This window comes from Kocuria sp. UBA5001 (genome assembly GCF_002398425.1).
Lineage (GTDB): Bacteria > Actinomycetota > Actinomycetes > Actinomycetales > Micrococcaceae > Kocuria > Kocuria salsicia.
Genome location: NZ_DGYR01000001.1, coordinates 332259 through 355494 on the forward strand (window position 1 = coordinate 332259; position 23236 = coordinate 355494).

The 23236-nt window shown below is 71.1% G+C and carries 19 protein-coding genes and 1 tRNA gene; 8 read left to right on the plus strand and 12 right to left on the minus strand.

Features of this window, described 5'->3' with window-relative positions; genetic code table 11:
• Positions 1 to 85 precede the first annotated feature (85 nt).
• Both B3G12_RS01490 and B3G12_RS01495 read right to left on the minus strand, forming a co-directional pair.
• A complete protein-coding gene (locus B3G12_RS01490; RefSeq protein ID WP_244944782.1) occupies positions 86 to 400 on the minus strand; it encodes a hypothetical protein in 315 nt (104 codons plus the stop codon).
• An 89-nt stretch (positions 401 to 489) separates the two neighbouring features.
• Complete coding sequence (locus B3G12_RS01495) at positions 490 to 714, minus strand: DUF3263 domain-containing protein (RefSeq protein ID WP_144942426.1); 225 nt, start codon at positions 712 to 714, stop codon at positions 490 to 492.
• Between the two features lie 63 nt (positions 715 to 777).
• Between B3G12_RS01495 and B3G12_RS01500 the strand changes: the two genes are divergently transcribed.
• Together B3G12_RS01500 and B3G12_RS01505 are read left to right on the plus strand one after the other, a co-directional pair.
• Positions 778 to 1461 carry a uracil-DNA glycosylase gene (locus tag B3G12_RS01500; protein WP_144942427.1) on the plus strand — a complete coding sequence of 228 codons (684 nt, stop codon included), beginning with the start codon at positions 778 to 780 and terminating at the stop codon, positions 1459 to 1461.
• A gap of 19 nt (positions 1462 to 1480) precedes the next feature.
• Positions 1481 to 2332 (plus strand): siderophore-interacting protein, encoded by an 852-nt coding sequence (locus tag B3G12_RS01505; RefSeq protein WP_144942428.1) that lies wholly within the window; start codon positions 1481 to 1483, stop codon positions 2330 to 2332.
• 48 nt (positions 2333 to 2380) lie between these two features.
• On the opposite strand, the gene B3G12_RS01510 is transcribed toward B3G12_RS01505, so the two are convergent.
• From B3G12_RS01510 to B3G12_RS01545, 8 genes are all read right to left on the minus strand, one after another.
• Positions 2381 to 4510 (minus strand): threonine/serine ThrE exporter family protein, encoded by a 2130-nt coding sequence (locus B3G12_RS01510; protein WP_144942429.1) that lies wholly within the window; start codon positions 4508 to 4510, stop codon positions 2381 to 2383.
• A gap of 118 nt (positions 4511 to 4628) precedes the next feature.
• A complete protein-coding gene (locus tag B3G12_RS01515) occupies positions 4629 to 5711 on the minus strand; it encodes a lipid II:glycine glycyltransferase FemX (RefSeq protein ID WP_144942430.1) in 1083 nt (360 codons plus the stop codon).
• Positions 5712 to 5801: 90 nt separating this feature from the next.
• Complete coding sequence (locus tag B3G12_RS01520) at positions 5802 to 7724, minus strand: FMN-binding glutamate synthase family protein (RefSeq protein ID WP_144942431.1); 1923 nt, start codon at positions 7722 to 7724, stop codon at positions 5802 to 5804.
• A gap of 76 nt (positions 7725 to 7800) precedes the next feature.
• The gene (locus B3G12_RS01525) at positions 7801 to 8082 is read right to left on the minus strand and encodes an HPr family phosphocarrier protein (protein ID WP_055085040.1); all 282 of its coding nucleotides are present in this window, start codon (positions 8080 to 8082) and stop codon (positions 7801 to 7803) included.
• Between the two features lie 88 nt (positions 8083 to 8170).
• On the minus strand, positions 8171 to 9904 hold the full coding sequence (gene ptsP, locus B3G12_RS01530) for a phosphoenolpyruvate--protein phosphotransferase (RefSeq protein ID WP_258924251.1): 1734 nt from the start codon (positions 9902 to 9904) through the stop codon (positions 8171 to 8173).
• Between the two features lie 5 nt (positions 9905 to 9909).
• On the minus strand, positions 9910 to 12132 hold the full coding sequence (locus B3G12_RS01535; protein WP_144942432.1) for a PTS fructose transporter subunit IIABC: 2223 nt from the start codon (positions 12130 to 12132) through the stop codon (positions 9910 to 9912).
• 42 nt (positions 12133 to 12174) lie between these two features.
• Positions 12175 to 13287, minus strand: a complete 1113-nt coding sequence (locus B3G12_RS01540) for a 1-phosphofructokinase family hexose kinase (RefSeq protein ID WP_144942433.1) — start codon at positions 13285 to 13287, stop codon at positions 12175 to 12177.
• Entirely contained in the window at positions 13284 to 14075 is a 792-nt protein-coding gene (locus B3G12_RS01545; protein WP_144942434.1) for a DeoR/GlpR family DNA-binding transcription regulator, read from the minus strand. Before B3G12_RS01545 ends, B3G12_RS01540 begins: the two co-directional genes overlap by 4 nt.
• 279 nt (positions 14076 to 14354) lie before the next feature.
• On the opposite strand from B3G12_RS01545, the gene B3G12_RS01550 reads away from it, so the two are divergent.
• From B3G12_RS01550 to B3G12_RS01560, 3 genes are all read left to right on the plus strand, one after another.
• A complete protein-coding gene (locus tag B3G12_RS01550) occupies positions 14355 to 16103 on the plus strand; it encodes an ABC transporter ATP-binding protein (RefSeq protein ID WP_144942435.1) in 1749 nt (582 codons plus the stop codon).
• Entirely contained in the window at positions 16100 to 18169 is a 2070-nt protein-coding gene (locus B3G12_RS01555) for an ABC transporter ATP-binding protein (RefSeq protein WP_290498733.1), read from the plus strand. Before B3G12_RS01550 ends, B3G12_RS01555 begins: the two co-directional genes overlap by 4 nt.
• Before the next feature lie 106 nt (positions 18170 to 18275).
• Positions 18276 to 18878 carry a TIGR03085 family metal-binding protein gene (locus B3G12_RS01560; protein ID WP_144942436.1) on the plus strand — a complete coding sequence of 201 codons (603 nt, stop codon included), beginning with the start codon at positions 18276 to 18278 and terminating at the stop codon, positions 18876 to 18878.
• Positions 18879 to 18984: 106 nt separating this feature from the next.
• Here the strand turns inward: B3G12_RS01560 and B3G12_RS01565 are convergent, their stop codons facing one another.
• Positions 18985 to 19488, minus strand: a complete 504-nt coding sequence (locus B3G12_RS01565; protein ID WP_055085070.1) for a ferritin — start codon at positions 19486 to 19488, stop codon at positions 18985 to 18987.
• A 204-nt stretch (positions 19489 to 19692) separates the two neighbouring features.
• Here B3G12_RS01565 and B3G12_RS01570 point away from each other — a divergent pair.
• Positions 19693 to 19766: transfer RNA gene (locus B3G12_RS01570), tRNA-Thr, on the plus strand.
• Between the two features lie 77 nt (positions 19767 to 19843).
• On the opposite strand, the gene B3G12_RS01575 is transcribed toward B3G12_RS01570, so the two are convergent.
• On the minus strand, positions 19844 to 20719 hold the full coding sequence (locus B3G12_RS01575; RefSeq protein WP_094393534.1) for a DsbA family protein: 876 nt from the start codon (positions 20717 to 20719) through the stop codon (positions 19844 to 19846).
• A gap of 202 nt (positions 20720 to 20921) precedes the next feature.
• Here B3G12_RS01575 and B3G12_RS01580 point away from each other — a divergent pair, with 202 nt between their 5' ends.
• Both B3G12_RS01580 and otsB read left to right on the plus strand, forming a co-directional pair.
• On the plus strand, positions 20922 to 22445 hold the full coding sequence (locus tag B3G12_RS01580; RefSeq protein ID WP_290498735.1) for an alpha,alpha-trehalose-phosphate synthase (UDP-forming): 1524 nt from the start codon (positions 20922 to 20924) through the stop codon (positions 22443 to 22445).
• Positions 22438 to 23235, plus strand: a complete 798-nt coding sequence (otsB, locus tag B3G12_RS01585) for a trehalose-phosphatase (RefSeq protein WP_055085068.1) — start codon at positions 22438 to 22440, stop codon at positions 23233 to 23235. Before B3G12_RS01580 ends, otsB begins: the two co-directional genes overlap by 8 nt.
• Position 23236 lies beyond the last annotated feature (1 nt).

Consider the following 23236-nt stretch of genomic DNA (forward strand, 5'->3'; position numbering starts at 1 on the left):
AACAATAGTGGCACCGGCGCGCGAGGAACCGCAACCGAGAGGGCACCACGGGGCGCCGGTTTCATCATTGGCTGAACGCGGTGCCTCAGAGCGCGGCCACCTGACCCAGGAGGGCCACGGGCGACGTCGTCGTCCCCGCCTGCGCCAGCCGGTTCCCCGGCACGGAGGCGACCGCGGACGCCGCGCCCGCCGGCGCGGAGGCCGACATGTCCTGCTCCGTGCGCGGAGCATTGACGAAGCACACGGCACCGAGGGCGAGCGCAAGCAGCCCGGTCACGAGGATCGCACGGAACTCTCGTCGGGAGCCGGTGCGGGCGGCGGGGTTGTGGCCCCGGTGCGCGCCCTGGCGGGCGCCGTCCTCGGGGACGTCGTCGAACTCGTCGCGGGGGTACTCGCTCATGGTCTGGCTCTCCTGGACAGTGTGCAGCGCGCTCCACGGGGCGGCTCGCGGACTGGCGCCGAGTATGGCACGGCCCGCAGGGAAACCGCTCAGCGCGAGCGGGCGCGGCGCAGCCTCGAGATCAGCATGGGCGAGTGCCGGGCGGCGGCCTCGGAGGAAATCAGTGCGTTGAGCCGCTGGTAGTAGTGCACAGGGCTCAGCCCCAGCCGCGAGCGGATCGCCGACTCCTTGGCTCCCCGGTACTTCCAGTGCTGGGACTCCAGCTCCAGGATCGCGCGGTCCAGTTCGTCGAGCTCCTCCCCCGTGGTAGACATGGTCCCCACCCTAACGCGCACGCCAGCACTCCGTGCGCGCCGCACCCGACACAGGGAGGCCCCGTGAACGCCCAGCGTCCGCTGCACGAGATCATGCACGAGGAGTGGGCGCAAGCCCTGCAACCGGTCGAGGGTCAGATCCGCGCGATGGGCGAGTTCCTGCGGGCCGAGCACGCCCAGGGCCGCCACACGCTGCCGGCCGGGGAGAACATCTTCCGCGCGTTCCGCGAGCCGCTGTCCGACATCAAGGTGCTGATCGTGGGGCAGGACCCCTACCCCACTCCGGGCCACGCGATGGGGCTCTCCTTCTCCGTGGCCCCGGACGTGCGTCCCGTGCCGCGCTCACTGAAGAACATCTACGCGGAGCTGCAGTCGGACCTCGGTATCGCCCCGCCGGACCACGGGGACCTCTCCCCGTGGTCCGGGCAGGGGGTCATGCTCCTCAACAGGGTGCTCACCGTCCAGGCCGGTGCCCCGGCCTCGCACCGGGGCAAGGGCTGGGAGGCGGTCACGGAGTGCGCGATCCGATCCCTGGGCGCACGCGAGCAGCCCCTCGTGGGAATCCTGTGGGGCCGCGACGCGCGCGGCACCGCGGCCTGGCTGGGCGGCGCGCCCACGGTGGAGTCCGCCCACCCCTCGCCGCTCTCCGCGTCCCGCGGCTTCTTCGGCTCCCGCCCTTTCTCCCGCACCAACGCCCTGCTGCAGGAGCAGGGCGCGGACCCCGTCTCGTGGGAGCTACCAGGTTAGGATCACCTAAGCTGAAGGCATGACAACCGCTCCAGCACGTCCCCGCAAGCCCCAGCTCGAGCTCACCGTCGCCGAGCGCCTGCAGCTCTCCCCGGCCATGGTCCGGCTGGTCTGCCACGTCGACAACGCGCAGGACTTCCAGGACATCGAGGCCCCGGAGAAGTACGTCAAGCTGATCTTCTTTTCGGAGACCACGCTCGCGGCCACCGCCCCGGGCGCCCTGCCGGACTACTGGGAGGTCCGGGACACCTCCGCCCCCGAGGACCAGCCGGTCTCCCGCCATATGACCCTGCGCCGCACGGATCCCGCCGCCGGTGAGGTGTGGATCGACGTCGCCCTGCACGGCTCCGAGGGCTACGCCGGGCCGTGGGCGGACGCCGCCGCGCCCGGCGACCGCCTGGTGGCGCTCGGCCCCGGAGGCAAGTGGATGCCGGACCCGGACGCCACGTGGAGCCTCTTCGCGGGCGACGACGCCGCCGTGCCCGCCGTGCTCGCGAATCTCGAGGCCCTGCCCGTCTCCGCACGGGGCGAGGTGGTCCTGGAGGTCCAGGACGCCGCCCACGAGCTCGACCTCTCGGTCGTGGCCGTCCCGGAGGGGATCACGGTGCGGTGGGTGCACCGCGCGGATGAGGCACCCGGTGAGCGTGCGCTCGTGCAGGGCATCGCGGACGCCGCGTGGCCCGAGGACGTCAGCGGTGTGCAGGCCTTCGTGCACGGCGAGCGCGAGGCCATGAAGGCTGCGCGTGCGGTGCTCTTCGACCAGCGCGGCCTGGACCGCTCCAGGGTGTCTCTGTCGGGGTACTGGGCCGGCGGGCGCACCGAGGACGTCTTCCAGGCGGAGAAGAAGCTGCCCGTGGGGAAGATCCTCTAGCAGCCCGGGCGCTGAGACATCAGAGGGCTGCGGCTACCCGTCAGCTCCTCAGCGGCGGCGGTTGCGCCGCTGGGAGAGGTGCTGCATCTGCTCGATGAACGGGCGCATGAGGTACTTGGCGAGCACCACGCCGGCGGCCAGCAGCACGATCGAGGCCATGGCGTTGAGCAGCTCGGTGATCCCCTGCCCCGCGGTCTCGTTCTCCACCGTGATGGCGTACATGCCGCGGAAGAGTGTGAGCCCGGGCAGCAGGAACGTCATGGCGGGGATGGCCAGCACGGCCTGGGGGATGCGCGCGCGGGCCGCCAGCAGAGCCGCCACGCAGCCGCTGACCACCGCGGCCGCGCCTGTGGCCAGCCGCGCCCCGGGATCCACGAGACCGATCCCGTGGTAGACGAGCAGCCCGGCGAAGGCCGCGAGCAGTGCCGGCGGGATGTGCCGGGGCTTGGCCTGCATCAGCACCGCGACGAGCGCCGTGGAGACCAGCATGAAGACCACGTTGCGCAGTGCCCCCGCGGGAGTGAAGCTCGACTGTGAGATGTCGATGCCCGGCACGTCCGCCAGTCGGACGGTCAGCGAGACGCCGATCGCGATCCCCGCCACGATGGCGAGGAATGCCATCGCGGTGGAGAGCAGCCGGCCCGCTGCGGTCACGGGGAAGCCGTTGATCGCGTCCTGCATGGTGGAGACCATGCGGGTGGTGGGCAGCAACATGATGAGCCCACCGGCGATGACTTTCGGTGGGTACAGCTCCACCCCCAGTGCGGAGATCACCATGGCGATCAGGGTGATCACCAGCGCGTTGGCGCCCAGGGAGAAGAACTCGGGGATCCGCCACGCGCCCAGCTTGGCCGTGACGAGCTGCACCACGGTGGCCGAGCCCATGGCCACCACCGCGCCCACGATCGTGCCGCCCAGCGCGAGGGTCAGGGTGCCCGCGGCGATGATCGTCGCGGCCAGTACCATCCACCGGGGGTACGGCTTGGGGCGGGCGTTGATCTCCTTGAGCTCCCGCTCGGCCTCCCGCAGGGGCATCTCACCCTCGATGATGCGGGTCACGAGCTGGTGGGAGTCGGCGAGACCGGCGTAGTTGTCCGTCCACGAGCGCACCACGCGCATCACGGTGTGGCTCGAGGTGGTGGAGTCCCCCCACGGGTCGTGCTCGTCCCGGTCCTGGGGGGACTCCTGGGACGGCGCGGCCCGGCGGTGCTCCGCCGTGGTGCCCGGGACCCCGTCGAAGGAGGTGGTCGGGTGGGCGCTCGAGCCGCCCTCGCCGCGGGCGTCCTTCGAGGTCGACGCTGCGCGGCCCAGCTTGCCCGTAGTGGTGCTCTCCGCCACGTAGTTGATCGTCACAGACTGGTTGGTGATGTCCACGTCCAGGTTCTCCACCCCGTACGTGGCGCACACCGCGATGATCGCGTTCTCCACGTCCAGGGCGTCCGCACCGTAGTGGAACATGGTCTCGGCCAGGCGCAGGGCGAAGTTCAGGGTGCGCCGGGCCTGGCGCTCCGTGCTGTCGCCGAACTTGCGCAGGTGCTGGAACGGAGTGGCGGTGAGCCGGTCCACGACCCGCATGGGGGCGGTGGGCGCGGTGTCCCCCTGCACGAGCGAGCGCAGCAGGGAACGGGGCGCCCGGCTCGGCTTGACCCTCGTGGCCGGGTAGGTGGCGCGAGGAATGGCGGTGGTGGCCGGTGCGATCTCGTGCGCGACCGTCTCGGGCCGCTCGACCGGGGACGTCGAGGCCGCCGCGCTGCGCCGCGAGACGCTGCCGATCGGCTCGGCCCGCGCTGCGGGGACCCCGCTGCGGTGGCCGCTGTCCGCCCGGTGCTCCGCGATCTGGCGCGGGGTGAGCACCGGCAGGGCGGTGGCCTTCGGCGACGCCGTGGCCGGAGTGTGCGTACCCGGGGCGTGCTTGTCAGGGAGGCGGGGCGTCGTCGTCGTGCCGGGAGCCGTGTGCGCGGCCACGCTGCGCCGCTGCGCCTGTGCCGCCTGCTCCTCGGTGGGACGGGTGGTAGGCGCGATCCGGCGCCGCGGTGCCGTGCCCCGCACCGCGGCGTGCAGAGCGGTGTCCCCGCCAGGGCCGAAAGGCTCGCCGTTGACTCCCCCGGAGTCCCCAGATTCGCCCGAGGACGGGTACCCCTGGTGCGCCAGACGCGTCAGCTGATCGGTCACGCTCACGTCGGATGAACCTCCCCTGCCGCCGCAGGTCCTACTCGTCTGTCATGTGGTGGCGCGCCCGCGGGTGAGCCGCGAGCGCGCCGTGGTGGCGGGGTGTCCGCTCAGGTGGGTGGCCGGCTCAGTAGAACGGCTGACCGGTGCGGCGCACCCAGAGCTGGCGCTGGACCTTCTCCGCCACGCTGGTCCACACAGCGTATTTCGCCCGGCTGAGCGGCTGGTCCCAAACTCCTACGTAGTCCACGACAGTCTTCGTGAAGCTCGTCTTGAACAGCCCGAGCCCGTAGTAGTGGTGCTCCTTGTTCTTGAGCTGGTCCGAGGGCGGAGTGCCGCAGAAGTCGTACTGCACGATCCCGTGGTCCCGCTTCAGGTCCGTGATGGCGCTCCACTGCACCAGGTGGGAGTCGCCGTACTGCTTCCGGCGGGGCTTGGAGCCGCCGTCCTTGTACGTGCCCTTGTTCCCGTAGGCGATCACGTACGCGCCCACGGAGGGCCTGCCGTCCTCGTACGTGAAGTAGAGCCGGCCCTGGCCGCGGCGCTCGAAGCCGGTCCAGAACGCCCTGTAGTAGTCGTAGGATCGCAGGTTCACCTTGGCGTTGCCCTGGCCCACGGAGTCCATGAGGGCGTACATGGCCCGCATGTTCTCCTCGGTCAGCGGCACCTGCCCCACCTCGCAGCCCTCACGGGTGGCGCGGCGCACGGCGTTGCGCCCGCGCGAGTGCAGGGACTTCAGCAGGGCCTTCTCGTCCATGTCCGTGTCGAGCACGGCGGTGGAGTCGTTGGGCTGGATCTCGAAGGACTTCACGAGTCCGCTGCGCGCCAAGACCCCGGCGGCGTAGTCCGAGGCGAGGATCTCGGGCTCGTACTTGATGGCGAACACGCCGTGGGCGGCACCGGCCACGAAGCGCTCGTTGGCCGCGACGATGCCGGGGATGTCGTCCACGCTCGCCACGTCCGGGCCCTTGATCATGTACCAGAGCTTGCCGAGCACAGGAACGGACTTCTCCAGCACCAGGTTGTAGCTGGGCTGCGAGCCGTCCGTGGGTTCGTACACCACGTGCACCGGCTTCCAGCCGTGGTCCTTCTTGACCTCGGCGAACGCCTCGGACTGGAGCAGGTTGCCGCCCGAGGGGTTGGCGGTGACGTGGGAGTCCCACTCGGCTACTTCCTGGCCGGTCGCAAAACGTGCCGTGAATTCTCGCAAGGGTCTCTCACTCCTGTACCGCGGACGTGCTCTGACGTTGTCGGGCGGGCACCGTTGGGGCGCCGCCGCCTCACATGGTATCCCCCGGACTCAGGCGAGCCCCGGGTCCCGGGTGCGGGAGTCCTCCGCCGGGTCCACGTGCTCCGCGTCCGGCGACGGGTCCCGCGTGGTGTGCTGCGCACCAGCCTCGGTGCCGGGCTGGCCCTCCGGGCGTCTGCTCGTGCCGGTCGTGGTGTCCTCGTCGCCCTGTCCCGCGCCCGACGCCGGTGTCGCCGCCCGTGTGCCTGTGCTCGCGGCGTCGTCGTGGTGGCTTTCGGCACCGACCGCCGCGCCACCCGCCGTGACCCGCTCGGGAGCATGGTCCACCGCGGGGATCACGCCACCGGGAACCAGGGGGCTGCGGTCGTTGAACACGTACTTGCCGGGGTGACCCGCGGTGAAGCGGTCCGGGTCCGCGTAGCGCCAGTCCTCGCCCCAGCCACCCTCCACGCCGTCGAAGAGCTCGCCCGGCTGCAGCCAGCGGTAGAGCGACTCGTAGGAGATGCTCTGGGTTGCGGTGACCTTGCGGCGCAGCATCTCGCGGGTGAGCTCCTCCGGGTGCTCGCAGCCCATGGTGGAGATGATCTGCCCCGCCTCCTGCACCGTGAGGCGGTGGTAGCGCTCCACGCGGTCACCCTTGTCCTCGACGTCCAGCGCCTTGTAGAGCTGCGGGTTCTGCGTGGTGACGCCCACCGGGCACTTGTTGGTGTGGCACGCCTGCGCTTGGATGCAGCCCACGGCCATCATCATGGCGCGGGCACTCATGCAGAAGTCCGCGCCCTGGATGATGTGGCGCACGATGTCGTGCCCTGAGGTGATCTTCCCCGCGCAGCCGAGCTTGATGCGCTCGCGCAGCCCCGAGCCCACGAGCGCGTTGTGCATCAGGATGAGCCCCTCAACGAGCGGGGTGCCCACGTGGTCCTGGTACTCCAGCGGCGCCGCACCGGTCCCGCCCTCGGAGCCGTCCACGACGATGAAGTCCGGGGTCACGCCCTCCTCGATCATGGCCTTGCACATGGCCAGCACCTCCACGCGCGAGCCCACGCACAGCTTGAAGCCGATCGGCTTGCCGCCCGAGAGCTCCCGCAGCCGGGCGATGAAACGGATGAGCTCCCGCGGGGTGGTGAACGCCGAGTGGCTCGCCGGGGAGATGCACGTCTGTCCCACGGGCACCCCGCGCGCCTCGGCGATCTCCTCGGTCACCTTGGCCCCGGGCAGCACACCGCCCAGCCCCGGCTTGGCGCCCTGGGAGAGCTTGATGTTGATGGCCTTGACCTGCGGCAGGGTGGCCTTGCGGCGGAAGATCTCCGGGTCGAAGTTGCCGTCTGCGTCCCGCGTGCCGAAGTACCCGGAGCCGAACTCCCAGAAGATGTCGGCGTCGTGCGCCAGGTGGTACCCGGTCAGCCCGCCCTCGCCCGTCTCCTGCGCGAACCTGCCCTTCGCGGCGCCCTTGTTCATGGCGAGCACCGCGTTCTTGGACAGGGAGCCGAAGCTCATGGAGGAGATGTTGAGCAGGGAGGCATCGTAGGGCTGGCGGCAGTCCGGCCCGCCCAGTCGCACGCGGTGCTCGTCCTCCGGCGCGGGCTTGGGGGCGATGGACTGCACGAAGTACTCGTAGCCCGGGGCGTTGACGTCAAGCTCCGTGCCGAACGCCTTGTCCCCCTTGAAGCCCTTGGCGCGGGAGTAGACGAGGGAGCGCTGGTCCCGGTCGAACGGCCTGCCGTCGTAGTTGCGCTCGATGAAGTACTGCTGGATCTCGGGGCGGATCTTCTCGAGGAAGAACCGCATGTGCCCCAGCACGGGGAAGTTGCGCAGGATCGAGTGCCGGCGCTGCGTGGCGTCGCGGACCCCCACGAGCAGCAGCGCGAGGCACACGACGGCGGGGATCCACCACCCCCAGGGACCGAGGACGGCCGCGAGGACCGTGACGAGGGTGGCGGCTGCCAGACCGACCAGAATCAGAGAACGAACCATGCTGGTCAGGCTACCCGCAGACGGCGGACACCGGGCCCTCCGTGAAGGAGACCCGGCGTCCGCACCGCGGGACGGCTCACTCGGCGTCGAGGTCCGTCTCGATGATTCCGGCGAGGTGCTCGAGGGCCGCCTCGGCGCCGTCGCCCTCGGCGGCGAGCACGACCTTGTCCCCGTGGGACGCGCCCAGGGACATCAGGGACAGCACGGACGCGGCGTCCATGCCTTCTTCGGCGTCCTCGCCCTCGGCGCGGATGGTGATCTCGAGGTTCTCGTACTCGCCTGCGGCCTCGGCGAAGATCGCGGCGGGGCGCGCGTGCAGGCCCACTCGGGAGGCCACGGTGGCGGTGCGTTCGGTCATTGTCGTACTCCTTGTTCTTCGGTGTTCTTCGGTGGTCGGGGTGGCGCGGCGGCGCTGCCCGGCTGTGGGCGAGGGCCGCCGCGCGGGTTCACAGTCCCAGGTCCGCGAGCACGGGCAGCTCGGCCCGCACCGCCTCCTTCGCCTCCTGGGCACTCGTCGCGTGCAGCGCAAGCTCCGCGAGCCGCCGGGCCTCAGCGGCGTCCACGCGGGCGAGGACGGCGGAGACCGCGGCAAGGGACCGCGGGCTCATGGACAGCGTGTCCACCCCCAGTCCCACGAGGACCACGGCCAGCGCCGGGTCTGCGGCAGCCTCGCCGCACACGCCCACGTTCTTGTGCTCCCCGCCGCGCTCGGAGGCCTGTGCAGCCCCTCGCGCGGTGGCCTGGATCATCCGCAGCACGGCAGGCTGCCACGGGGAGTTCAGATCGGCCAGGGAGCCGAGCATGCGGTCCGCGGCCATCGTGTACTGCGTGAGGTCGTTGGTCCCCAGCGACACGAAGTCCACGCGCTCCAGGATCTGTTCCGCGGTGATCGCGGCGGCGGGAGTCTCCACCATGACGCCGCTGACCTTCAGACCCGCCGCGACCACGAGGTCGTGGAAGCGGGCTGCCTCCCCCACGGTCGCGATCATGGGAGCCATGACCCACACGTCCGCGGTGCTGCGCTGCTTGGCGACGGCGATCGCCTCGAGCTGGCGCTCCAGCACGCCCGGGGTGGTCCAGTCCGTGCGGTAGCCGCGCACGCCCAGCGCGGGGTTGGGCTCGGTGGCGTCCGTGAGGAACGGCAGGGGCTTGTCCGCGCCTGCGTCGAGCGTGCGCACGACCACCTTGCGCCCCGGGAACGCCTCGAAGACCTCGGTGTACGCATCCGCCTGCTCCTCCACGGTGGGCTCGCTGTCCCGGCCCAGGAAGCAGAACTCGGTGCGCAGCAGGCCCACGCCCTCCGCACCGGCCTCCGCGGCGGCCCGGGCGTCGTCGCCCGTGCCCACGTTGGCGAGCAGCGGGACCACCGTGGCGTCCGAGAGCGCGCCGCGCCCGGCGAAGGACGCCAGCTGCTCGGACGCGCGCTGCCACGCCCGCACGGCCTCCTGCTCGGTCTCCCCGGGGGCCACGACAACGGTCCCTGCGGCGCCGTCCACGAAGACGGGCGCTTCCCCGGCGACGTCGAGCACACCCTCGACCGCCACCACGGCCGGCAGTCCCAGGTTGCGGGCCAGGATGGCGGTGTGCGACTGCGGGCCGCCGGACGCGGTGACGAGCGCGACGACGACGTCCGGGTCCAGCACCGCGGTGTCCGCGGGTGCGAGGTCCTCGGCGGTGAGCACGAACGGCTCACGGCGTTGCGGCACCCCCGGGGCATCCTCACCGCGCAGCTCGGCGACGATGCGCGCCCGCACGTCCTCGATGTCCGCGGCACGCTCAGCCATGTAGCCGCCCATGGCGCGCATCTGGTCCGCGTACGCGGTCGCGGCCTGCCACAGCGCGCGCTCCGGGCTCAGCCGCTGCTCCGTGACGAGCTTGCTCGCGTTCTTCACGAGCGCCTTGTCCCCTGCCATCAGCGCAGTGGCCTTGAGCACCTCCGCGGCGGACTCGGAACGGGCCCGCGCGGCGCGCTCCTTCAGCCCCGCCTTCACGGCGAGCGCTGCGGCCTTGAGACGGTCAGTCGCGGTCTCTGCGTCCCCCTCCAGCGCCTCGTCCTCCGGCGGCTCGCTCACGGCGGGCGCCATGTGCACCAGGGGCGCGATGACGCGTCCCGGGCTGACGCCCACGCCGTGCAGCGTGTCCCGCCGCGGCTGCTCGTTCATCATGTCCTGCTCGCTCATGGTTCTCACACCTCCACTGTCTGTTTGGTCTGCGGGACGCCCGGGACCTCACCCACGCTCTTCTCCACGTGACCGAAACGCTTGAGGACGGTCACCACCACGCCGGTGATCACGGTGCCCACCAGGATGGACGCCACGAACGCGAGGCGGCCGTCGATCACGGGCAGGATCCAGATGCCGCCGTGCGGGGCTGCCGAGGTGACTCCGAACGCCATGGTCATGGCACCGGTGACCACACCGCCGAGCATGGATGCCGGGATCACGCGCAGCGGGTCCGCCGCGGCGAACGGGATCGCACCCTCGGAGATGAAGGACGCGCCGAGCAGCCACGACGTCTTGCCGTTCTCGCGCTCGGCCGCCGTGAAGTACTTGCGGCCCAGCACGGTCGAGGCCAGGGCCAGGCCCAGCGGGGGCACCATGCCGGAGGCGATCACGGTGGCCATGATCTCCTGCGGGGCGGTGTTGGTCGCAGTCGCGGCACCGAGGCCGGCCACGGCGAAGGAGTAGGCGACCTTGTTGATGGGACCGCCCAGGTCGGAGCACATCATCAGGCCCAGGACGGCACCCAGCGTCACGGCGGACGCGCCGCTCATCCCGGCGAGCACGGAGGTCAGCCAGGTCATGAACATCGCGATGGGCCCGCCGATCACCAGGAACAGCAGTCCGCCCGCGAACAGCGAGGCCAGCAGCGGGATGATCACCACGGGCATCAGCGAGCCGAGCCAGCGCGGGAGCTTGGGCAGGGTCAGCCAGTACGCGCACAGGCCCGCGAGCAGACCGCCCACGATGCCGCCGATGAAGCCCGCGCCCATGAAGTTCGCCACGAGACCGGCGGCGAAGCCCGGAGCGATGCCCGGACGGTCCGCGAGCCCGTAGGCGATGTAGCCCGCGAGCGCGGGAACCAGAAGACTGATCGCCAGGTTGCCGATCTTGAACAGCACGGCGCCGAGGTACATGCCCAGCGACACGTCGCCGAGATTGCCCAGCGTCGCGGTCCCCAGGATGTCGTCCGCCTGCTGGGCCACCAGCACGGGGTCCGCGATCATGAACGCGATGGCCATGAGCAGACCGCCCGCGGCCACGAACGGGATCATGTAGCTCACGCCCGTCATCACGGCCTTGCGGATGCGGGAGCCCCAGCCCTCGCTGCCCGTCACGGCCGCGGCGGCGTCGGTCCCGTCACCGGTGACCTTCGGTGCGCGGGGGTCGTCCGCGGCCGCGAGGGCCTCCTCGATCATCTCCCGCGGCTCGTCGATCCCCCGCTTCACGGCGGAGGCGATGTACGGCAGCCCCGCGAAACGGGTGCGCTCGCGGACGTCCACGTCCGTGGCGAAGATGACGGCCTCGGCGGAGGCGATCACCGCGGGGTTCAGGCGCGTGGCGCCCGAGGAGCCCTGGGTCTCGACCTGCAGGTCCACCCCCATCTCCTCGGCGGTGTTGCTCAGCGCATCCGCGGCCATGTAGGTGTGCGCGATGCCGGTGGGGCACGCGGTCACGGCCACGATGTGGCGCGGTCCGGCCGGCGCCGTCCCGGTTTCCGCGGCGGCCGCCCCGGTGCCGGCCGCGGCGGTTCCAGCTGCCGAGGTTCCTGCTCCGCTGGTCCCGGCGGCGTTGCTGCCGACCGCACTGGTGCCGGCCGCTCCGGTGGCGGGAGTCCCCGCAGCTGCGGCGGCGGTCGAGCCGGCGGCGGCCGGTGCCCCCGTGCCCTGTGCGGCCGCGGCCCCCTCACCGGAGGTGCCCGCGGCGGTGGCCGGGGCGGCGTCGTCGGCCGGGGGTGCCAGGCCGAGGGCCCGGTCCACGATGTCCACGACCTCCTGCGGCGACTGCGCTGCCCGCAGCGACGCCACGAAGGGCTTTTTCATGAGCGAGCGGGCCAGCTTGGAGAGCAGCTTCAGGTGCTCCTGGTCCGCACCGGCCGGGGCCGCGATGAAGAAGACGATGTCCGCGGGGCCGTCCTTCGCGCCGAAGTCCACGGCGGGGGCGAGCCGCGCCATGACGAGGGTCGCCTGGGTGACCGCCTCCGAGCGGCAGTGCGGGATGCCGATGCCGCCCGGGATGCCCGTGGCGTTCTTGGCCTCCCGCGCGAGCGCGTCCGCGGCGAGGGAGTCGGTGTCCTTCGCCCGCCCCTCGGCGTGCACGGTGGCGGCCAGTGCGCGGATCACGCTGTCCGTGGATCCGCCCAGGTCCCGGTCCAGCAGGACCAGTCCGGTGTTGATGAGATCTGACATGTCGGGCTCCTTGGGTGCGTCCCGTGGGGCGCGCTGGGGTGGTCAGGACCGGGGCTCGGCGCGGCGTGCGCCGCTGGTCCCGTCCGAAAGGCCGAGGACGGCGTCGGGCCCCGCGGGGGTCTGGTCGGTGCGCGACGGCGACGCCGCGGCGTCGTCGGCTGCTCCCGGGTGCGTGCTGCCGCGCTCCACGGGGGGCAGGCCGAGATCCGTGACCTGCACGGCGTCGGGCCTGGTCTGCGCCATGGTGGGCATCTGGGTCCCGGGCAGCGACGCCGCCGCGGAGCCGTGGGCCACGGCCTGTCGCAGGCACTCGCTGGGGACGTCACCGCGCTGGGCGGCCACGAGGTACCCCGTCAGCGCGCTGTCTCCCGCGCCCACGGTGGATCGCACGGTCACGGGTTCGTGCACGGCGTGCCAGGCGCCCTCGGGCGTCACCAGCACGGCGCCGTTTCCGCCCAGGGTGCACAGCACGGCGCCCACGCCACGGGCCACGAGTTCCTGCGCCGCCTCGGCGGCAGCCCGGGGATCGCTCTCGAAGACCGCCCCGTCGGTGCGGCCGAGCGACTCGGCGAGCTCGAAGCCGTTGGGCTTGATGACGTCGGGCAGCACGGGCAGCCCCGGCGTGAGGGCCTCGTAGAGGGGCTGGCCGGAGGTGTCCAGGGCCAGCAGCGGAGCCGCGGCTCCCAGCGCACCCTTCACCCGGGCGGCGAGAACCGCGTAGATGTCCGGCGCCGGGCCCGGGGGCACCGACCCCGCGCACACGAGCCAGGAGGCGCCCGCACCCCGGGCCACGATGCGCTCGACGATCCGCTCCACGGTGTCCTGGTCGACCGGGGGCCCGGGCTCGTTGATCTTGGTGGTGGTCCCGTCCGGCTCGGTGATCGTGATGTTGGAGCGCAGGGGCGCGCCGAGGGGGACGTTCTCGTAGCGCACACCGGCGGCGTCGAGCCCCGTGAACAGGGGGTCCGCAGCGTCCCCCGGTGCGAGTGCGACCGTCTGCTCGCCACTCGCAGTGAGCGCGCGGGAGATGTTCACGCCCTTGCCACCGGGGTCCTGGCGGGTGCCGCTGGCGCGCTGCACCTCCCCGCGCCGCAGCGGCTGCGAGAGGTCCACCGTGCGGTCCACGGAGGGGTTGAGGGTCACGGTGATGATCATGCGAGGACCACTTCCACATCGGCGTCTTCGAGGGCTTGGGCCAGGTCCCCCACCGGGGCCCGGTCCGTGATGAACGTGTCGATCTCTTCGAGTGAGCAGAACCGGGTGAGCGTCTCCTGGTCCTGCTTGCTGGCGTCGCACAGCACCACCACGCGGCGGGCGGCCTGGACGATCGCGGACTTGACCACCGCCTCGATGGGGTCCGGGGTCGAGAGTCCGAACTGGGCGTGGGCGCCGTTGCAGCCCACGAAGGCGAGGTCCGGGCGCAGCTGGTCGTAGTGCTGGGCGGCCCGGGATCCGGTGGCGGCCCACGTGAGCTTGCGGATCCGACCACCCACGAGTTCGAGTCCCACCCCCGGGGCATCCGCGAGCTTGGCGGCGATGTGCAGGGCGTGGGTGATGACCAGCTGCTCCTGGCCGCCGGGCAGGTGGTTGTCGCGGGCGAGCAGCAGCTCCGCGAGCGCCTCCACGGTGGTTCCCGCGTCCAGCACCACGGCCCCGGCCTCGGCCCGTTCGAGAACCTCCAGCGCCCTGTGGGCAATGCTGCGCTTCTCCGCGGCGGCCTGGCGCTGCCGGGAGTCCATCCCCTGTTCCCCGCTCGTGGACTGGTCCACTGACACCGCTCCGCCGTGCACGCGGCGCAGCCGACCCTGGGACTCGAGCACGGCGAGGTCGCGGCGCACGGTCTCCATGGTGACCTCGAACCGTCTGGCCAGCTCGGCACCGTTGACACGGCGCTCCCGGGCCACGGTGCGGGCGATCTCCTCGTGGCGTTCTGCAGCGAACATCTTCACCTCACGGACGGGGAGTGACGGCGGTGACACCCCCTGTGGATGTGAGCTTATGTCTGTTTATGTGGTTTTACTACCCCCCATCCCACATTTCCGCATTGTTGCAAGGGAGATGGTGGCCAAGGTTTCTGGAAGCAGGGGTCACGGCGCGGGCACGGGCCCGGGAGCGCGGTGGTGCCGGCCCCAGCGGGGCGGTCCGAGCGCGTCGGCGACCCCGCGTATATTGGCCGCACCAGTCACCGCGCCCCTCGGCGCCCAGCGTCAGGACCGTCCGCCATGCAGCTGCTGCGTCTTCTGCGCACCTCCACCCGCCCTTACCTCCCGTGGATCGTGGGCGTCCTGGTCTTCCAGCTGCTCTCCACCATGGCCACCCTCTTCCTGCCGAGCCTCAACGCCCGAATCATCGACGACGGCGTCACCCGCGGTGACACGGACTTCATCTGGCGCACCGGTGCCCTCATGCTGGCCGTGGCCCTGGGCCAGATCGTCAGCGCCGTGATCGCGGTGTGGTGCGGTGCGCGCACCGCCATGGCAGTGGGCCGGGACCTGCGCCGCGACGTCTACCGCCGGGTGGGGCAGTTCAGCGCCCGCGAGGTCGGCCAGTTCGGGGCGCCCTCGCTGATCACCCGCAACACCAACGACGTCCAGCAGATCCAGATGCTCACCCTGATGTCGCTGAACTTCATGATCATGGCGCCCATCATGTGCATCGGCGGGATCGTCATGGCCCTGCGCGAGGACGCCGGGCTGTCATGGCTCGTGTGGGTCTCCATCCCCGTGATGGGTGTGATGCTCGGGTTGCTGATGGCCAAGCTCATGCCGTGGTTCCGCACCATGCAGGAACGCCTGGACGGCATCAACGGGGTGCTGCGGGAGCAGATCACCGGCATCCGGGTGGTCCGCGCGTTCGTGAAGGAGCCGTTCGAGACCGAGCGCTTCCGCCGCGCGAACCAGGACCTCACGGAGATCTCGCTGCGCATCGGGGCGCTGTTCGTTCTGATGTTCCCCGTGGTCAACATGATCATGCACCTCGCCACCGCCGCCGTGCTGTGGTTCGGCGGGCACCGGGTAGACCAGGGCGAGATCCAGGTGGGCGCGCTCACCGCCTTCCTGCAGTACATGCTGCAGATCCTGATGTCCGTCATGATGGCCACCTTCATGTTCATGATGGTTCCCCGCGCCATCGTGTGCGCGGAGCGCATCTGCGAGGTGCTCGACACCGAGCCGAGCATCCATCCGCCCCTGCACCCGGCCGTCGCACCGCCCACCCAGGGCAGGGTGCGCTTCGAGGGCGTCTGCTTCCGCTACCCGGGAGCCGAGGCTCCGGTGCTCGAGGACATCGACTTCGCGGCGGAGCCCGGCACCACCGTGGCCGTGGTGGGTGCCACGGGCTCGGGCAAGACCACCCTCGTGAGTCTGATCCCCCGGCTGCTCGACCCCGTGGCCGGGCGCGTGCTGCTGGACGGCGTCCCCCTGCCGGACTACGCCCCGCAGGACCTCGCCGGGAGGATCGGGCTGGTGCCCCAGAAGCCTTTCCTGTTCTCGGGAACCGTCGCGCAGAACCTGCGCTTCGGTCGGGAGGACGCGTCGGACGATGAGCTGTGGGAGGCGCTGGGGGTTGCCCAGGCGGAGGACTTCGTCCGGGCGATGCCCCACGGGCTGGACTCCTCCGTCTCCCAGGGCGGCACCAACGTCTCCGGCGGCCAGCGGCAGCGGCTGAGCATCGCCCGCGCGCTCGTGGCCCGCCCCCGCGTGTACGTCTTCGACGACTCCTTCTCCGCCCTGGACGTCTCCACCGACGCCGCCCTGCGCGCCGCGCTGCGCCCCGTCACCCGGGACGCCACCGTGGTCACCGTGGCCCAGCGGGTCTCCACCATCGCGGACGCGGACCTCATCCTGGTGCTCGAGCACGGCCGCATCACGGCTCGCGGCAGCCACGCGGAGCTCCTCGAGCACAGCCCCACCTACCGGGAGATCGTCACGTCCCAGCTCTCGGCCGAACAGACCACCGGAGGCGCGCAGTGAGCCACAACCCCCAGCCGGCCGCCAAGCCGCAGAACTTCTGGTCCTCGGCCCGCCGCCTGCTCGGGCTGCTCTCGCCGCACCGCGCCGCCCTGAGCGTGGTGGTGGCTGCGGTGCTCGGCTCCGTGCTCCTCGGAGTCTTCGCCCCGCGGGTGCTCGGCCGCGCCATGGACGTGATCTTCGCCGGCGTCGTCGCCCGTTCCCTGCCCGCGGGCGCGGACCAGCAGCAGGTGGAGGCCGGGCTGCGCGCCCAGGGGCACGACACCTACGCGGTCATGGTCTCCGCCATGGAGCTGATCCCCGGCCAGGGCGTGGACTTCGGACGGCTGGGCGCCCTGATCCTGCTGGTGCTCGCCATGTACACCGTGGCCTCCGCGCTGATGTGGCTGCAGGGCTACGTGCTCAACCGGGTGGTGATGCGCGTGGTCTACGACCTGCGCGCGGAGATCGAGCGCAAGCTCAACGCCCTGCCCCTGAGCTACTTCGACACGCGCCAGCGCGGGGACGTCATGTCCCGCGTGACCAACGACATCGACAACATCCAGACCGCCCTGCAGCAGACCTTCGCGCAGCTCGTCCAGAACGTTCTGACCGTGCTGGGCATCGTGATCATGATGTTCGCCGTCTCCTGGCAGCTCGCGCTCGTGGCCCTGCTCGCGCTGCCGCTGTCCGCGGTGGCCGCCGGGGTGATCGGCTCCCGCTCCCAGAAGCTCTTCGCCGGGCAGTGGAAGGCAACGGGCGTGCTCAACGGGCACATCGAGGAGTCCTTCTCGGGCCACGAGCTCGTGCACGCCTACGGCCGGCAGCGCCAGATGCAGGCGCAGTTCGACGAGCGCAACGAGGACCTCTACCGGGCGGCGTTCGGTGCCCAGTTCCTCTCCGGCACGATCATGCCCGTCATGCAGTTCATCTCCTACCTGTCCTACGTGGGCATCGCCGTGCTGGGCGGGCTGCGCGTGGCCTCCGGCCAGCTGACGCTCGGGGACGCCACCGCCTTCATCCAGTACTCGCGCGAGTTCACCCAGCCCCTCTCCCAGATCGCCGGCATGGCCACCCAGCTGCAGTCCGGGATCGCGTCCGCCGAGCGCACGTTCGAGCTGCTGGACGCGCCGGAGCAGGAGCCGGAGACCCCCACCGCCAGGCTGCCGGAGCGGCTGCGCGGAGAGGTGCGCTTCGAGCACGTGGACTTCTCCTACGACAAGGACGCCGCCACCGCGGGCGAGCCGCCCATGATCGAGGACCTCTCCCTGCACGTGGAGCCCGGGCGCACCGTGGCCATCGTGGGCCCCACCGGGGCGGGCAAGACCACGCTCGTGAACCTGGTGCTGCGCTTCTACGAGATCGACGGTGGGCGCATCCTGCTGGACGGGATCGACATCCGGGACCTCGCGCGGGAGGACCTGCGCCGCCAGGTGGGCATGGTCCTGCAGGACGCCTGGCTGTTCACGGGGACCATCATGGAGAACATCCGCTTCGGCAGGCAGGACGCCACGGACGAGGAGGTCGTGGCCGCCGCCAGGGCCACCTACGTGGACCGCTTCGTGCGGGCGCTGCCCGAGGGCTACGACACCGTCCTCACCGAGGACGAGACCTCCGTCTCCGCCGGGGAGAAGCAGCTCATCACGATCGCGCGGGCGTTCCTGTCCCAGCCCTCGCTGCTCATCCTGGACGAGGCCACCTCCGCCGTGGACACCCGGACCGAGCTGCTCGTGCAGAAGGCCATGGCCGCGCTGCGGGAGAACCGCACATCGTTCGTGATCGCCCACCGCCTCTCGACCATCCGGGACGCGGACACCATCGTGGTCATGGAGTCCGGGCGGATCGTGGAGCAGGGTTCGCACGCGGATCTGGTCGCGGCCGACGGCGCCTACGCGCAGCTCTACCGGGCCCAGTTCGCGCAGGCGACCCAGGATTCCGAGGAGCCGCCGACGACAACGGACCCCGACTCCGCCGAGACACCCGCCCCGTCGGCGCCGGCCGCCTCGGCCACCGGCCCCGCGATGTCGTCGTCCTCGGACGACGCCGGCCGAGTCACCTCCCCGGGCCCCGGGACCGAGCCCCCGGCCTGAGCCCGACACACCGACCCGCCCGTTGCGGCGCTGGGCCAGTGACAACCCCCGCCGAGCGCGTCTACCGTTGACGTGATCGTTCACCCACAGTAGATCGGATGCTCCCGTGACCAACTTTGCCAACGTCGAACGCCGTCACCTCGCGGCACTGCTGCGACGCGTGGGCCCCGACGCCCCCACCCTGTGCCAGGGCTGGCACACGCGGGACCTCGCGGTGCACCTGGCCATTCGCGACGCCCGTCCGGACGCCGTCCCGGGGATGTTCTCGCCCAGGCTGCCGGTGCTCGGCAAGCACGCGGAGACCGTGGACGCCGAGTACCGCCAGATGCCGTGGGAGGACCTCGTGAACCTCGTGGAGCGGCCCCCGCTGCACTCGCCGGGGCGCTGGTCCCCGATCGACAAGCGGATGAACACCGGCGAGTTCTTCATCCACCACGAGGACGTCCGCCGCGCCCAGCCCCAGTGGCACGCCCGGCAGCTGCTCAACGACGAGCAGAAGGCCCTGTGGAGCATGCTGAAGCTGGCCGGCCCCGCGCTGCTGCGCAAGGAGCCCGAGTCGGTGGTGCTGATCGCCGCCGGGTTCGGTGCCGTGCGAGGGGGCAAGAAGTCCGCGCGCCGGGTGCAGATCGTGCGCGGCGAACCCGCCGAGCTGCTGCTGTGGGCCTTCGGGCGCCGGGAGCAGGCGGACGTGGAGATCACCCAGGAGTAGCGCCCCTCCCCGCACCCCGTGCCGGACAAGGCCCAGAGGGACACCGGTGACAGACGACCGGCCCCGCTCCTCAGGAGCAGGGCCGGTCGTTCGTCACGCGGGGAGCTCAGTCGCTCTCGACCTCGCGGGACCCCAGCTCGGCGTCGAGACGCAGCAGGCCGGGCCCGTCGTTGTGCACCAGGCGGGCCTGGTCCACGATCTCCTCCACGCTGGCCTCCTCCTCGAGCTGCTCGCTGATGAACCAGTGCAGCAGGGGCATGGCGTCGATGTCGCCCTCCTCCTGCGCCAACCGGTACAGGTTGCGGATGGACTCGGAGACCTCGCGCTCGTGGGCGAGGGCCGCCTGGAAGCAGCCCAGCGGAGAGGTGTCCTCGAGGGTCGGCCCGTTCATGCTGCCGATCTTCGGGTCACCGCCGCGGTCCACCACGTGGTCGATGAACTTCTCCGCGTGGGTGACCTCCTCGGCCGCCTGCGCACGGAACCACTGCGAGAACCCGGGCAGGCTCGCCACGTCCATCTCGATGGACAGCTGTCGGTAGACCACGCTCGCCTGGAGCTCCATGGTGATCTGCTCGGTGATCGCTTCTGCCATTCTTCCCTTGATTTCCATGTGGCCCATGGAAGCACCTTTCGCCCGGCCTGGATAGTGAGTGAGGCCTGGCTCAGTCACACCTGCCACCCGTGCACCCGGCAGAGTGCCCTGCGGATCCGGGGTGCGCGGGCGCCCGCGACTTGTCCAGTATCATGGAGCGGTCCCGTGCGGGCGCGGCAGGCGGTGCTGGTGCACCCCGGCCGGCCGTGGCGGGAGCGCAGCGCCCCCTTAGCTCAGATGGCCAGAGCATCTGTCTTGTAAACAGAGGGTCGCCGGTTCGAATCCGGCAGGGGGCTCCCGTGGAACGCGAAGAACCCCGGTCGTCCTGGACGGCCGGGGTTCTTCACATTGGTTCCGGGCATGGGCGCCACGGCTACTTCTTGGCCTTGACCGCCTTGTCCAGCACGTCCGAGAAGGTGCCCTGCTCGAAACGATTGCCGTCCACGTAGATCGTGGGCGTCCCGGCCACGCCATTGTTCACGGCCTCGCGGGCAACAACGTTCACGAGCGGGCGGTAGGTGTTCTCGTCGAGGTCGTCCGCGGAGATGTTCGCGCCGTGCTTGTTGGCGATCTCCGCGATCTCGGCGTTGCTCAGCCCGCCGCTGCCCTGGTGGGTGAAGATCTCCTGGGCGTAGTCCATGTACTGGTCGGTGCTCACCTGCTCCGCCACGAGGTAGGCGGCGTTGGCGGAGCGTGAGGAGTACTGGTCCGGTGTGGCCTTGTCGAGGAAGTTGAGGTTGCGGTACTCCACCTCCACCTTCCCGGAGTCCACGGCCTTCTTGATGGTGTCCGCGTTCTCCTTCTCGAAATCTGCGCAGTGCACGCACTCGAAGTCCTGGAAGATCACGAGCTGCACGGGCTTTCCGTTGCTGGCCGCCTTGTCCTTGTCCACGATCCCCAGGGGGGTCTTGGTGGTGTCCGGGCTCTCCTCCGCCGCGGGCAGCTGGGAGAGGTCCCGCTCCTGGACGTCCGAGGTGTTCTTGGCGATCCCGTCCTTGGTGAGCGTGATGCCGCCGTACTGGTTGGAGCTCGCGGGAACGGGCCCCGCGTCCGGGATCGTGGCCTTGTTGTTCTGCCACACGACCAGCCCGATGATCAGCGCGATGACAACCACGAGCGCCACGATGCCGATGATCAGACCGGTGGGCCTGCCGCTGGAGCGACGGGACTGCTGGTCCGCGATCCGACGGGCCCGCTCCCGGGCGTCGTCCGACGCCGACGAGCCGGAGGTCTTCTTCTGTGCAGCCATGGGGGTCCGGGTTTCCTTCCGAGGGGGTGGACACGTGTGGATACTGCCCCTCAGAGTACCCGGCCCGCCTCGGCGCCGGTGGCGGCAGGTGACGCACGACGACGCCGCGCGCACGGCCACGCGGCGTCGTCGTCCCCCTGGGCGGCGGTAGTACGCCCACTTAGAATGGGGTGACCAGCAGTCCCCGGGGAAGGAACCCAGCGTGTCCGCAGAGCAGTCTCTTCAAGAAGTGAACGTCCCGCGTGACGGTTACGACTTCGTGGTGGTCTCCAACCGGCTCCCCGTGGACCGGGACGTCGCGGAGGACGGCAGCAGCACGTGGCGCCGCTCCCCCGGCGGCCTGGTGAGCGCCCTTGCCCCGGTGATGGCGCAGCGCGACGGCGCGTGGGTCGGCTGGTCCGGGGCGCCGGACGAGGACTTGGAGCCGTTCGACCACGACGTCTTCCACCTCGTCCCGGTAGCGCTGTCCGAGCTGGAGGTGCGCAGGTACTACGAGGGCTTCTCCAACGCGACCCTGTGGCCCCTCTACCACGACGTGATTGCGTCCCCGGAGTTCCACCGCACGTGGTGGTACGCCTACCGCAGGGTCAACGAGCGCTTCGCCCGCCAGGCCGCGGAGACCGCCGCGCCGGGCGCCACGGTGTGGGTGCAGGACTACCAGCTGCAGCTCGTGCCCCGCATGCTGCGGAGGCTGCGTCCGGACGTGACCATCGGCTTCTTCAACCACATCCCTTTCCCGCCCACTGAGATCTTCTCGCAGCTGCCGTGGCGCAGGGCGGTGCTGGACGGACTCACGGGCGCGGACCTGATCGGCTTCCAGCGCCCCGGGGACGCCCAGAACTTCCAGCGCTGCGTGCGCAAGTACCTGGGCGTGCAGTTCATCAAGGGGACCGCGCAGTTCAGCGAGAGCACCGCGGACGGCGAGGAGACCTCCTGGACGGTCAACGCGGGGTCGTACCCGATCTCGATCGACGTGGAGTCCATCAAGGAGCTCACCGCGGATCCCTCGGTGCGGGCGCGGGCGAAGGAGATCCGCGAGGAGCTCGGCAACCCGGAGACCGTCTACCTGGGCGTGGACCGCCTGGACTACACCAAGGGCATCCGCCACCGCATCAAGGCGTACGGGGAGCTGCTGCACGACGGCGAGCTCTCCGTCGAGGACTCGGTGCTCATCCAGGTGGCCAGCCCCTCCCGCGAGCGGGTGGACTCGTACCGCCAGCTGCGGGAGCTCGTGGAGGGCATGGTGGGGCGCATCAACGGCCAGCACGACACCATCTCCCACACGGCCATCCGCTACCTGCACCACGGCTACCCGTTCGAGGAGATGGTGGCCCTCTATCTCGCGGCGGACGTCATGCTCGTCACGGCGCTGCGGGACGGGATGAACCTCGTGGCCAAGGAGTACGTGGCCGCGCGGCAGGACAACTCGGGCGTTCTGGTGCTCTCGGAGTTCACGGGGGCCGCCGAGCAGCTCAGGCAGGCGGTGCTCGTGAACCCGCACGACATCGACGGTCTGAAGGAGGCCATGCTCCACGCCCGTGACATGCCCCGCACGGAGGCTCGCAAGCGCATGGTGGCGATGCGCCGGCAGGTGCTCACGCACGACGTCGTGGACTGGTCCCAGCGCTTCCTGGACGACCTCGCACAGCACGCCGCCGCCCACGCACCTGGCGGGGACGACGACGCCACGGCCGCGGGTGCCCGGGCGGGCGGCAGTCATGAGTGACGACCTCCAGGACGCCCTGGACCGCGCGGCCGCGGCGCCGCGGCTGCTCGTGGCGCTGGACTTCGACGGAACGCTGGCCCCGTTCACCGAGGACCCCGCCGACTCCCGGCCGTTGCCGGCCGCGCGCGAGGCCCTTGATGCTCTCGCACAGCTGCCGCACACCACCGTGGCCGTGATCTCCGGGCGCCCCCTGGAGTTCCTGCGCACGGTGGTGGACCCGGACTCGCGGATGGTGCTCTCCGGCTCCCACGGCGCGGAGGTGGACCTCTCCGCAGCCCCGGGCGCGGGCTCAGGGACGAGGATCGAGCTGAGCGCGCAGCAGTCCGACCTGCTCGAGCGCGCCGTGGCGGCCACCTTAGCGCTCGTGGCCCGTTACCCCGGTGCCCGCGCCGAGCCGAAGCCCGCGGGCGTGGCCTTCCACGCACGCCCCATCGCGGATCCCGGGGAGGCGCAGCAAGCCCTCGAGGAGATGACCGCGGTCTACGAGGCCATGCCCGGGCTGCGGCTGACACCGGGGCAGCTGGTGGTCGAGTGCTCCGTGCTCGGCGCCACCAAGGGGGACGGCCTCGCCACCATCGCCGCCGCGGTCCACCCGGACGTCACCGTCTTCGCGGGGGACGACGTCACGGACGAGGACGCCCTGGCCGTCCTCGGGCCCGGGGACGTGGGGATCAAGGTGGGCGAGAAGGACTCCATGGCACGCTGGCGGGTCGCGGATCCCCCGGCGCTGGCGGCGTGCCTGAGCCTGCTCGCGCACCGCAGGACCCGCGCCATGACTAGCATGAAGTGAC